Genomic DNA, 12,163 nt, shown 5'->3' on the forward strand with positions numbered 1-12,163 from the left:
GGACTTGTCCGGCCGATCATGTGACTGCTCCGCGCCGGACTCGTTGATGTGGGCATGGGGCGGGGTGATCTGACGGATGCCGAGTGGGAACGGCTGCGGCCGTTCCTGCCGGTAAGCAACGGGCGTTGTGGCAGGTGGCGGCACCATCGGCAGGTGATCGACGGGATTCTGCACCGGGTGCGAACCGGTGTTCAGTGGCGTGACCTGCCCGAACGGTACGGTCCGTGGAAGACCGTCTATGAACGCCACCGTCTGTGGTCCGCGGACGGGACGTGGGAGCGTCTGCTCCAGCAGGTCCAAGCCGCGTCGGGCGCTGCTGACGAGAGCCGCCAGATCGCTCAGGATCACTTCGGCGATCTCCGTGTCGATGACCTCGCCGTCCTCTGCCCGCTGCAAGGACCATGCGGCAGCGGCATCCTTCAACTTGGACCGCTCGGCTTCGGCGAGTGCGGCGGACAGGCGAGGCGAGATCGCGAAGACGACGCCCCCGTCATCGTCCTGGCCGGCGACGAGACGAGGCTCGTCAGCTTCGACGAGTTCCTCGAAGCTGCCGCCGGAAAGCAGGCACTCCCACTCGAGCACAGCTTCTTCGGGATCAAAGTTACCGAAGGAGAGCGACTCGAATGCGCGTCGCGGCCCGGCCTGCAGAGCCAGAGCCGCTGACGCGTCATCCGGAGCCGCGAAGAACTCGACGATGATGCTCACCCCGGCATCATGCCGGACCGCCCACGACCGTGATCGGCCGGACAGGTCCTAGTTGCGCCGGCAGCCCGATACATTCCGCGTGAAGGAGTAGCGCCTCCAGGGGGCACGCGAAACATGCAAATAGACTCGAGTGATGACATATCGACTGAAGACGTGTCTTCACAGCAGGGCCAGATCCGTCCGTCAAAGCGGAGCTGGCTCAGCGGGAACCTTCGGCCGGTTGCCGGACACGTCTAGAGCATGGAACTGAACGACGCTGGTCCCGCCGTACCGGTCGGAGGGATATCTGACCGAGAGCTGTGGGCGAGTGCCGTCGACGGCGACCGCGAGGCGTTCGGCCGGATCTTCGACCGTCATGGGAAGACCGTCTACAACCACCTGTTCCGGCGCACGGCCGACTGGTCCGAAGCTGAAGACCTCACGTCGACCGTGTTCTTGCACGCCTGGCGTCGGCGATCGGAGACGGTGCTGGACCGCGACTCGGCCTTGCCGTGGCTGCTGGGCATCGCCGACCGCCTGCTGTCGAACACCAGGCGGCGACTGAGGCGGGCCGAGGCGTTGCTGCGCCGGCTCGTCTCGCATGACGAGCCGGTGGGCGACCACGCGGACCGCGTCGCCGTCCTGGTCGACGACGAGCGTCGCATGTCGGAAATCCACCGGGCGCTGGCCCGGCTGCCGCGCCACGAACGCGACGTCGTCGAGCTCTGCGTGTGGTCGGGCCTGGATCAGCAGGCGGCTGCGGCAACGCTAGGGGTGGCGGTCGGAACTGTGAAGTCCAGACTGCACCGGGCGCGGCGGAGGCTGGGGGCCGACCTCGTTGGCGGTGCTGCGGCTCCGGCGTCATTCAGTTCGAAGAATCCCGTCAACGCGGAAGAGGTCGCACGATGAATCACACGCAGGGCATTCCTGCGGCTCCTTCCGATCGTGATCTGCCGAACCACCGGCGGACCCGAGAGGAGCTGCTGATGAAGATCGGCCCAGAGAACAACCGTGCTTCGCTGCGACGCAGGTGGGGAGTGCCGCTAGGCGTCGCCACCGGCGTTGCGGCGATGAGCGTCGGGGCCGTGGCCGTCAGTGGGATAGGGGATGCCAAGCCGCTTATCGCCGGCCCCGCCGGAAACCCGACGAGCGCCGCCGCGTCACCGAGTCCGGGCACAACGCACGGCTCCACGTCGGCCGGAGCCGGCTCGGCGTCGTCCTCGGCTCGCGCGAGTTCCGCCCCGGACGCATTCTCCATCACCAGCGGGACGACGACGCCGATCGACGCCGGGACCGTCGCCAAGATCCTGGCCTCTTGCCTGGGCTCGGATGCATCGCGATTCCACGCGGTGGTCGCGGTCCACGCACCCATCGCCTCGCAGGACGGGGACGGCGTGGTCATCGCCGTCGACTCAGCCGATCAGTACGTGCAATGCGAGTCAAAGGGCGACAAGGGCAACAGCCCGGACTCCCCGCCCATGTTCATCAACAATCGCCTGTGGGGCACCGGTCACGTGATCGAGTACTTCGACTCCATCCGCGAGCCCGCCGGCAAGGGGCAGTACCTCATGCTGGGCGCCGGGCACTACACATCCGACGTTGCCAAGATCACCATCAGCTACGGCGACAACCCGAAGCAGTACCCGGCGGTCATGGCAGGCGGCGCGTTCGTCTACGCGGCGGCTCTCTCCACCGACTACCCCGGCCCGCACTATGTGGGCCCCAGCCCCTACGTCCATGCCTACAACGCGTCCGGCGCGGAGATTTACAACCAGAAGAAGGACCCGCAGTTCACCGGCAAGCAGTAAAAGGGGTCTTCGAACGTATGGTCCGCCGCCTTCCGCGCCGCCGACCTCGCCGAAGCGGGCAACGACGAGCAGGACGAGTACAGCGATACGTGCACAACCGAGGAACCCGGCCCCGAACAGGACGTCGCATGAAGACTGCCATCGTCCCCGAACCCCGCACCGCAGCGGCCCTGGCGGCCCGCCGCCGCAAGACCGAGACCGCCCTTGAGCGCGTCCACGAGGCCATCGCCCGCCTCCGGCGGGAGAAGGCTGGACGAGGATGTCCAGGACATTGCCGTCCTGGTCGACCGCTCGCCACAGGTACCGGCGCTCACCGTTGACCTTGATGAAGGCCTCGTCCAGGTGCCACTTGTCCCCAGCCCGCGGCCGGCGGCGCCGCAGCTCACGGGGCATAGGCCGGACCGAACTTCGCACACCACTGCCGGACCGTCTCGTACGAGACGACCACGCCGCGCGCAAGCATCAGCTCCTCGACCTCGCGGAAACTCAGCGTGAAACGGTGGTAGAGCCACACGCAGTGGGCGATGACCTCCGCCGGGAACCGGTAGCCCTTGTACAACGGCGCCACTATGCCCCTCCCATGCCCAACCACTCGAAGATCGTCCCAGGGCCCGTGCCTGCCAGCCAAGTTGACAATGCCCGTACGGCGGCGACGCGGACCAACGGGTGCCGTGAGAGACAAACGGGCAGGTCCGCAGCGATGGCGACGATGGACTCGATCCGCACAAAGCCGCAGGTGGGCCAGACCCTCAAGAGATATGCACCCAAACGCGATGCGGACCGGGGCGGACGAAATGGTGTAGGGCCCCGGCCGGGAGGCCGGGGCCCTACGTCGATGGCGGTGTCAGCGGACGTCGACGAAGTCGCTGTCCGCGGTGACGGAGGCACTAATGGAGGTGCCTGCATAGATGTAGCGCCAGTAGCCGTCCACGGAGGCTGTCACCGTGGTCTTCAGGTTTCCGGAGCTGTCCGTTGTGACCGTCTTCACGGTCGTGTAGGTGGATGCCCCCTGCTTGCGGAACTGGAGTTGCACCTTCTGGGCGGCGTAGCCGTGGTAGCCGCCGAGGGCTCCCCAGTCCACGATGGAGAGCTTGCTGGTGACGGTGAGCGTCCTACCCTTGGTCACCGGCTCGGGAGACGCGTTGGTGGTCGTCAGGCTCGTGTCGCGTCGCAGGGAGGGTGAGGCCGCTGCGTGCAGGTCGATGTGTCCCGAGCCGTCCGCGGACTCGGCCCAGGCGGCCGCCTTCCACGTGCCGGCGAGGGAGTTGCGGCCGAGGGTCGAGCGCGGCTCGATGTAGGCGAACTGCAGCCCGCAGGTGGACGTGGTCGCGTTCACCTTGGTGCATGTCGCCGACCAAGGGCTGTAGATGACGGCCTCGGGAGAGTCGTACGAACCGTGGTAGAGGTACATGTCCCCGCGCGCGATCCCCGAGGGGTCAGTTGCGGTGAACTTCGCGCTGAAGGTCTGGGACGGCTGGTCGGTGAGGTTCACCGGCTTGCCGCCGTTCACGACGATGTTTGAGATGCGGGTCGCGCCCACGGTCTCGTTGCCCTGTGGGGCCGGCCCTGCGAACGCCCGCGCGATGGTGCGGTTGAGGCTGCCGCCCTGGTCGTCGACGGCGGTGACGCGCAGGGTGATGAAAGATGCGGTAGCGGGGACGTCCAGCGTCGCCGAGCCGTCGGCCGCGACGGGCAGATCGGTCCAGGAGGTGCCGTCGTCCGTGGAGTACCCCAGGCCCGTGACCTTGGTGTTCGCCTGAACAGCGTTGGTGTTGCGGGAGGTGGCGTACGCGTTGATCCGGAGCGGTCCGGCGGCCGCACGCCCCATTGCGTCGAGCCCCGAGACCTTCACCTGGGCGTCGATCAGCGGGAGTTCCTTACCGGCCGCGTAACCGGACCGGAACGTCCACTCGTTACGTACGTCCGTGGACAGCCGGGAGTAAGGGACGTGGCGGTGCACGGTCTGGTCGAGGGTGTATGTCTGCGGAGCTGTCGGCACGGTCGATGACGTCAGAGAGTGGGACGCGTCGAGACCTGACGCCTGGGCGTAGGTCACGCCATCGGCGCCGGTCAGCTTGTACGAGTACGTTGCTCGGAAGTCGTGGCCCGTGTGGCCTGCGGTGTCGCTGAACGTGTGCGCCTCGTCCAGCCAAGCCTTGCCGTTGTACCACTGCGAGCCGCGCGATGGCCCGTGAACCGGTTGCAGCGGAGCCGCGCCCAGGACTTCGCCCGCGCTGGTCCCGGCGGACAGGGTGCGGTCGGGCAGGATCAAGTTCTGGTCAATCGTGCCGTAGTCCACCAACCGCTCGTAGGTGATGCCGGGGGTGGCGTACTCGGTGACGGAACCGGCCACCGGCACATAGTCACCGATGAAGACGCCCGTCCATTCGCCGATGTTGGGGACGGTCTGCAGGATTGCTGTCGTCCGGATGCCGGGTGCGTCGATGTGTGTGACGGTCTTCGCCAGCGTTGAGGTGCGCACCGTCACGACGGGCGAGGCGGGCACCGTGGTGGTGTAGGTATGCATGAGGTCGTACCGGTAGGGGCTCGGCGCACTCGCCGAGGCTCCCTTCTTCCCCAGTACCTCGTGCATGTGCAGTGAGACGCCCGGCATCGAGAACGGGGTGACGAATACCTTGCCGGAGCCATCGCCGCCGAAGCCCGCAAGCTCGCCGCCCGCGCTAATCCACGCGACGGCGTCCTGGCGAGTGGCCGTGGTGTCGTCGGTGCGGATCGCGGTCTCCTTGGCCGCGCTCTGGTCGAACGTGACCGTGGTGGCGGCCGAGCCGACCGTGAAGGTACGGGTGAGGAGATAGCTCGGCTGCCGCCAGTCCACGTGCAGCACCACTGCGAAGTAGTCACCGGGCGGCAGTTTCACCGTCGACGTCGGGCCGACAGCGTCGCTGCTGACCGCGTATGAAACCCACGTCTTGCGGTTCCAGACGTAGAACGCCTTCGTCGTGACATTGGCGTGTGTGATGCTCAGCGTCACCGGATACGTCGACGCCGCGGCGCTCATCGCCGCGATTCCACTGCGCGTGCCTGGGGTGGCTGTCTGGTCGGCACCCGCCGAGGTCAGCGGGAGCTTCGCGGCCTGGCGGTCTGGCGCGCGCGGCCCGGCCGGCCGCACGGACACTGCGCCGTTCATCGCGGCGAAGGTGTAGCGAGCCGTATGAGCCGCGCCGCCCTTCGGCGCCTTCGTGACACGCAGGTCGCGCCCGTCGACGAGCTCGACACGCCCGCCGTCCCCCAACGCGGCGCTTGCCGCCTGGCGGTGTGCTCCGTCCGTCGAGGCAGAGACCACTCCGACGGTGTGAGCAGCGGCCGCCTCCCCATGCGATGCCATCGCGACCGGTGCGACCAGCACCGAGGCCGTCAACGCCGCACCGCACAACCCCACCACGGCAGGTCTTCGGACACGCCAGCGCAGAAACCCGGACATGAATCCCCCACATCCCTTCCCCTTGAGCACCGCTCCCAGCTCAGCCGTCACAGGAGTCGATCAACTCACTCTAAGCCTTGATCCACCGACTTGATGTTTGTGGATAACGTATTGGGAAGCGAGAAGGGTGCAGATCTTTTGAGATCTGTAGCGGGCCCTGAAGAGCTTGGTGCCGGGCCGCTCGAAACGGTCCACGGGGCGGGCCAGCAAACGGCCGTCCGCCGTCCGGTAGAAGGCCACGTTGACCTCCTTCTCCAGCCACTCGCGGACGGTGATCGCCTTCCAGACCGCGGTGACCCTGATGCTCCCCGAGGGTGCCGGCGAACTGGCCCGCTACCGGCATCTGCTGGAGGGGCTGTTGCGCGGGGCCCGCCCGGCGTAATCACAGCTGGCGCAGGACGCCGACGACTTTGCCGAGGATCTGTGCCTGCTCGCCGGGGATCGGTGAGTATGCGGCGTTGCGCGGTATCAGCCATACCTGCCCGTCCTGTCGGCGCAGTTGCTTGACGGTGGCCCCGTCCTCGAGGAGCGTCGCGACGATGTCGCCGTGGTCGGCGCTGTCCATCTTCCGCACGGTGACAATGTCGCCTTCACAGATCGCCGCGTCGATCATGGAATCGCCGACCACGGTCAGGGCGAACAAGTCACCGTCGCCCACGATCTGCCGGGGCATCGAGTAGTGAACCGCCCCGGGTTCGGTAGAGATCTCAGATTGTGGTTGTGACCTGGGGTTTCGTGGATTCCATGTAGTGATTGGCCTCGTACTCGGCGGGTGGAACGTGGCCTATCTCACCGTGGAGGCGCCGGTGGTTGTACCAGTCGACCCACTCGGCGGTGGCCAACTCGACCGTGCAGCGCTGTTGCCGCGGGAGCGATGTCAGCGAGCGGGTTGAGGTGTTCGTTGAAGAGCAACACGCCGTGGCGGTCTGTCAGGCCGATCTGCACGGCCCACGGGTCGGTGAACGTGGTGGTCTGCACGTCGAGAACGACCAGGTGGGGATCGGAAAGGATGCCGTGGGCCCAGCGGCGGACGCGTGCCCATCTGGTGTGTTACCTGAGTTCAACGGAGTAGCTACTGCCGGAGAATTCCCATCCGTCGGTGCCTTCGCCGATGTCGGCGACGATGACGTCGTCGATGAAGCGGTCCTCGAAGTCGTCGTCGCGCAGGTCGCCGGCCAGCCAGAGCGCTTCGATGTCGCTCCAGTCGCCGCGACGTCCGTCGATACGCAGGGGGGCGGCGCGGCGGGTGCCGCGTTCGCGTTCGTCGGCGCCGGTTTTGACGAGGCCGCTGATTTCGAACTGGCCGTTCTTGACGTGGTCGGGGATCGGGTCGGCGGGGACGATGGCGACGTTCTCGTAGGCGGTGTGGATGAGGTCGCGGTAGCTGCGGCGGACGTTGTACTCGGGATCCGACAGCCACTTGATCAGGGTGTCGGGTTTGACGTCGAGGCCGGCGCTCTCCAGGGCCTCGTAACCGCGTCTGGTCCCGGTGAGCTGGCTGAGCTGGGCGTGCCAGTGCTTGGCGCTGTAGGAGGACAGCCGGTGGCGGGGGGTGACCTGGGCGCGCAGGAGGTCGCCCAGGGCGGCGCCGAGGGAGTTGCCGCGGCCTGTGGGTCCGGCCATCAGTCGTCACCTTCGGGGATGAACTCGCCGCGGGGGATGAACTTGGCCTTCACTTCGCCGAACCCGGTCCCGATCCGGTACGTGGCGGGCGGCGTGCCGGGGGGTGTCCAGAAGATGGCGGCGTCGACGTTGCGCAGGGCGATGAGAGTGTGGCCTTCCTGGACGGCCTTGAAGGCGACAGTCCAGTGGCGGACGGATGCTTCGGCGACCATGCTCATGCGCCAGTCCGGCCGCCAGAACGGGGAGCGCTGCTCTTGCCGCTTGGGCCACAGCAGGCGCAGCGCGATCGACAGGCGGGTCTTGTAGTTCTTGTACGGCTCGCCGCCGACCTGGACGAGGTCCGTGCGGGCCTCGCGGGCCGCGGCGTAGAACGGCTTGAACAGCGACTCGTTCGCCTTGCCTGTCCAGGAGTCGTGGATGGTGACGGGCGCGGCGAGGTGGCCGTCGCGGTAGAGGCGTTCGAGCTGCTTGATGTGCGGGGTGGTCACCCATACGCGGCCCTGGTCGTCGGGCCGGTCGGTGAGCCGTCCGAGCGGGTGCGGCATGCCCGGGTAGCTCCATTCCGGGATGCTGATCTGGTAGATGCCGGCCTGGGTCTTGTCGAACGCGTCGAGGGGGCCGGTGTGCAGGAGCTTGTTCGGGGCGAGCGGGACGGCCGAGCAGGCGGAGGGGTAACTTCCGTTGCGGTCGATCAGGCACAGCACGCCGTCACCGAAGGAGGCGGGCACATCGAGCTGGTCGCGCCGGACCCGCTTGCCGTTGTCCCGGACGTGCGCGACGCGGGTGCTGGTGACGTCGGGGTGGACCCAGCCGGGCTCGCCGTCCATGTCCTCGCTGATCAGCGGCCACGGGCCGTCTTCCCGTTCCTCGGTGCGGATGACCGGGACCGGGTGCATCTTCGAACGCTTCACCGCGTCCTTGAGGATCTTCAGGGCAGGGAAGACCGCTCCCTCCGGCTCCTCCTCTTCGTCGCCCGGGACCAGGCCGTCATCGTCGTCCCGGCGGACCTCGTCGTCCGCGTCCGAGACGGTGCCGCTGTCGGCGGCGGGGCGGGCGGGTTCCGGGGCAGAGGGCTGCGCGGTGGCGGCGGCAGCCGCGTTGTAGGCGTGCAGCGCGGCCGCGAGACGACGGCCCTCGTCGGTGTCCGGCATCTGCGGCGGCGCGGCAGCAGCCTGTGCCAGGGACGCCGTGAGCTCGTCGATCGCCTCCTGGTCGCCGTGTGCCAGCGCGGTACGCAGCGCGGCCAGCAGGTGCGTGAGAGCGGACGGCAGTCCCTTCTGGGCGCCGGAAGTGTAGGGCAGCGCGGCGTCGGCCAGCTCCCGCTCCTCCGGCGTGGTGTGCAGCCTCCAGTCTTCGCTGCCGGTCCCGGCGGCGGGCGCGGCTTCTGCGTCGCCGAAGCGGGCGTGCAGCAGGTCGGGGCGCAGGTATGCGGAGCCGATCACGCCGAAGTCGCGTTCCGCCACGGTGACTTGGACCCTGCCGGGGTCGGTGGTGGCGGTGAGCGTCAGCAGGACATCAGCGTCCAGGAGCCCGAGCAGCGTGGAGTCGTCGCTGTCGACGACGGCGAGTACCGGCACGTGCAAGGTGCGCGCGAGGGTGGAGAGGGTCTGGGAGGCGTCGGGGAGCCGGTGCCCGGACAACGGCAGGCGGGCACTGTGGGCGACCTGGAGGCGGTCCACGACCACGAGGGCCAGGCCCTCCATGTGCGGGGCGGTCTCCGCGATGTCCTCGGCGGTCAGGTTGCTGCCGTCATCAATGAGCAGGACGTCACCGGCCTGCATCAGCTGGCGGGCGACGTCCTGCTCGTAGTCGGTGAGGCGTCCCTGCTTCAGACGCGGGTAGTCGCCCCCGGTCTCCGCGGACAGGATGCGGCGGAAGACGTCGTCCCGGTTCGGTCCGGACGCCGCGTACAGGACCGTGCGATGGTCGACCAGCGCGGTCGTGCGGGCGGCGGCCAGCCCCAGGAGACTTCCGCCGACGCTCGGGGCGGCCGCCACCAGGGTCAGCCGGCCCGGCTGCAGCCCGCCGGTCGCCGCGTCCAGGCCGGGCAGCCCGAACGTCGGGCCGCCAGCGGGGCCGGCGGTGAGCACGGAACCGATGGCATCGCCCAGCGTCGCGAGCCTGCGCGGCACGCTTTCCCGGTCCTGCTGTCCTTGGCTGTTCACCGCACCTCCTGCGGGCGCCGCGCCGGAGGGTGCGGCCGGGTCGGACGAGAGGGCACTTGCGTGGGTGTCGACCGGGAGCAGCACTGCGACGGGCGTGGTGTTCCTGCGGAGCACCTGCGGTTGGCCTTGAGCCGCCCGCGAGATCAGGTCGCCGAACTCCTTCTGCGCCGCGCTCAGTACCCAGGAGGGGAAGGCGTCGGCTTTCCGCGCTGCCGGGAACCGGTCGAGAGGGGCGAGCAGAACACGATCCTCCCGCTTATGGATCAGCGTCGTGACCCCGTCGTCCTCGGCGCGCTTGACCAAGGCGTAAAGGTCCCTGCGGGCGTCGCTCGCGTTCATCGCGTGCTCTGCCTGTGGTGACTGACTCACTCACCCTCCCGGTACTCAACTCCCCTTCAGAATACCATGAGTCACTCATTGAGTGAGCCCAAGTCACACACTATCTAAGGCCATCTCACTCACTTGTGAGCTTTTCGGTGTGGATTTACGGCGTGGGTGCTCACGGGCGGCAGCCTCGCACGGCCGGACAACTGTGACTTTGACCCGTAGTTGGCGACTTTGATTTCTGGCTGGCGAGCCCGCTGGTGTCGCGCACGCGACTGTGACTTTTCTGGCTAGGTGACGCTTGATCGAGCTAAGACCGACCGGCAATAGGCAGCCGCTTCCACGCGATGGGGATGGGGTGGATGCAGCGCGGGCACGGGTGCAGGTGATCATGGAGTTCTCTACGCTCAGTGATCACGAAGGACGGCCGTGCCCGCGGTGCCATCTTGCCTGCTCGAACCCCTCTGGGACCAGTTCGCCGCACTCCTGCCCGCCCGGGGAGAGTTCGTCACGGACCACCCGCTGGGCTGCCATCGGCGCCGGATTGCCGACCGGACGGTCTTCGAGCACATCGTGCTTGCGCTGGTTCATGGCTCCGGCTACGAGCGCATCTCCACGCCCGGATGCTCAGACCGGACGATTCGACGTCGCGTCAAGGAGTGCGCTGAGCAAGGGATTTCGGAACAGCTCCACGCCCTTGCCCTAGAGGCGTACGACCGTATGGTCGGCCTCGGGCTGTATGAGATCTCGGTGGACGGGTGCATCACCAAGGCCCCCTCCGGCGGGGGAGAAGGCGGGGCGATCGCCGGTCGACCGGGGCAAGCAGGGACTGAAGCGCTCAGTCGCCTCCGACGCCTGCGGTGTTCCGCTCGGGATCGTCTCCGACGGAGCCAACCGGCACGACTCACCCCTGCTCGGCCCCACCCTGGAAGCGGCGAAGGCGCAGGTCGGCCCGCTGCCAGAAACGGTCAACGTCAACCTCGACCGCGGATACGACAGCGCTAAGTCCCGTGCGCTGACAGCCGAGTTGGGATTCACGGCCGAGATCGCGCGCAAGGGAGTGCCAGCCCCGATTCAGGCCGGCAAGCGCTGGGTCGTCGAGCGCACGCACTCGTGGATGAACGACTACGGCAAGCTCCGGCGCTGCACAGAGAAGAGCGGCAGCGTCGTGGACTTCTACCTCTACCTCGCCGCCGCTCTCGTCACGCTCCGCATGCTGATCCGCCGGGCAACGAGCCGCTATCGCTGGGACGGCCGCCCCACCACCCGACGCCTCAAGTGATCCATTTTCCGGTCGGTCATACAGGGGCCTCCACACAAGGAGACACGTCCTACCAGGAGGAGGGAACCACCGGTCCCCGGGCGATCAGGACGTCGGCTTCGTGGTGCCAGCCGAGGGAGGAGTAGAGGCGCTGGCCTTCCTCACTGGCGATGAGAAGACCGGTACGGGCGCCCTGGGACACGGCGGCCTCCGCCAGAGCGCTCATCATGGCGCGGCCCAGGCCGCGTCGGCGGTGCGCCGCGTCTGTCTCGATGCGATCGGCGATCGCATCGGCGCCGACCACGGCGATGGCGCCGCGCGCCGCCACCTCTCCGGAGGGGCCATGGAGGGAGACGATCGTGACTGGTCCCTCCGTGCGAATCTCGCGCTCGTACGGCGCGGCGGGCGCGTGCTGCGGGTGCTCGGTCAGATCGGTCGTCATGAACCACTCGGACCGGTGGAGCAACTCCAGTCCGGCGGCGTCGACGACGGCTTCGACGGTGCCTGGGCGCAGCGTAGGTACCGTGAGCCAGGTCGTCTGCCGCGCGGCGGCGACGGTTGCCGCCAGCCGCGCCAAGGACTCGGGCTCCTCGTCCGCACGCAGCGCGAACACCTCGACCTCGCGGCCGGGTTGCTCGCACTTGGACCGCAGGCCGTCCCCGGCGGGCTCGACCGGCTCGGGCTCGGGCAGGGAGCGGGCCACGGTCCAGCCGTCCAGCCAACGTCGTATCAGCTCTGATTCGATCTTCGTCATCCGGCGATTAGAGCATGACCGCAACCGGTGGGCGGGCGAACAATCATCCCCCGTTGTCCGCCGCCGCCAGGCGACGCCGCCCTCCATTTGCCGGTCGGTCTT

General features: G+C 68.1%; 7 protein-coding genes and 5 pseudogenes. 5 read left to right on the plus strand and 7 right to left on the minus strand.

The annotated features are described in order from the left end of the window. Positions 1–54: 54 nt before the first annotated feature. The 3 genes and pseudogenes from AQJ27_RS54405 to AQJ27_RS50950 all read left to right on the plus strand — a co-directional run. Positions 55–315, plus strand: a pseudogene (locus AQJ27_RS54405) (transposase); the annotation flags it as partial. A gap of 630 nt (positions 316–945) precedes the next feature. Beyond that, positions 946–1,593 (plus strand): RNA polymerase sigma factor, encoded by a 648-nt coding sequence (locus tag AQJ27_RS50945; RefSeq protein ID WP_067385869.1) that lies wholly within the window; start codon positions 946–948, stop codon positions 1,591–1,593. 77 nt (positions 1,594–1,670) lie between these two features. Further along, positions 1,671–2,492 (plus strand): hypothetical protein, encoded by an 822-nt coding sequence (locus AQJ27_RS50950; protein ID WP_067385872.1) that lies wholly within the window; start codon positions 1,671–1,673, stop codon positions 2,490–2,492. A gap of 249 nt (positions 2,493–2,741) precedes the next feature. On the opposite strand, the pseudogene AQJ27_RS54415 reads toward AQJ27_RS50950, so the two are convergent. Together AQJ27_RS54415 and AQJ27_RS54420 are read right to left on the minus strand one after the other, a co-directional pair. Then, positions 2,742–3,063, minus strand: a pseudogene (locus AQJ27_RS54415) (IS6 family transposase); the annotation flags it as partial. Positions 3,064–3,336: 273 nt separating this feature from the next. Continuing rightward, positions 3,337–5,934: a hypothetical protein gene (locus AQJ27_RS54420; protein ID WP_159064678.1), complete on the minus strand. Its 2,598-nt coding sequence runs from the start codon at positions 5,932–5,934 to the stop codon at positions 3,337–3,339. A 241-nt stretch (positions 5,935–6,175) separates the two neighbouring features. Between AQJ27_RS54420 and AQJ27_RS57170 the strand changes: the two genes are divergently transcribed. Continuing rightward, on the plus strand, positions 6,176–6,316 hold the full coding sequence (locus tag AQJ27_RS57170) for a hypothetical protein (protein ID WP_159064679.1): 141 nt from the start codon (positions 6,176–6,178) through the stop codon (positions 6,314–6,316). Here the strand turns inward: AQJ27_RS57170 and AQJ27_RS50965 are convergent. The 4 genes and pseudogenes from AQJ27_RS50965 to AQJ27_RS50975 form a co-directional block, all read right to left on the minus strand. Then, a pseudogene (locus AQJ27_RS50965) lies at positions 6,317–6,610 on the minus strand (LexA family protein); the annotation flags it as partial. Positions 6,611–6,641: 31 nt separating this feature from the next. Further along, a pseudogene (locus AQJ27_RS55405) lies at positions 6,642–6,782 on the minus strand (IS3 family transposase); the annotation flags it as partial. Positions 6,783–6,984: 202 nt separating this feature from the next. Continuing rightward, complete coding sequence (locus AQJ27_RS50970) at positions 6,985–7,557, minus strand: hypothetical protein (RefSeq protein ID WP_067385878.1); 573 nt, start codon at positions 7,555–7,557, stop codon at positions 6,985–6,987. Further along, positions 7,557–10,061, minus strand: a complete 2,505-nt coding sequence (locus tag AQJ27_RS50975) for a type II toxin-antitoxin system prevent-host-death family antitoxin (protein ID WP_067385880.1) — start codon at positions 10,059–10,061, stop codon at positions 7,557–7,559. Before AQJ27_RS50975 ends, AQJ27_RS50970 begins: the two co-directional genes overlap by 1 nt. A 414-nt stretch (positions 10,062–10,475) precedes the next feature. Between AQJ27_RS50975 and AQJ27_RS50980 the strand changes: the two are divergent. Beyond that, positions 10,476–11,328: pseudogene (locus AQJ27_RS50980) on the plus strand (IS5 family transposase). Between the two features lie 49 nt (positions 11,329–11,377). On the opposite strand, the gene AQJ27_RS50985 reads toward AQJ27_RS50980, so the two are convergent. Then, a complete protein-coding gene (locus AQJ27_RS50985) occupies positions 11,378–12,061 on the minus strand; it encodes a GNAT family N-acetyltransferase (RefSeq protein ID WP_067385882.1) in 684 nt (227 codons plus the stop codon). Positions 12,062–12,163 lie beyond the last annotated feature (102 nt).

The sequence above is a fragment of the Streptomyces olivochromogenes genome (assembly GCF_001514115.1).
GTDB lineage: Bacteria > Actinomycetota > Actinomycetes > Streptomycetales > Streptomycetaceae > Streptomyces > Streptomyces olivochromogenes.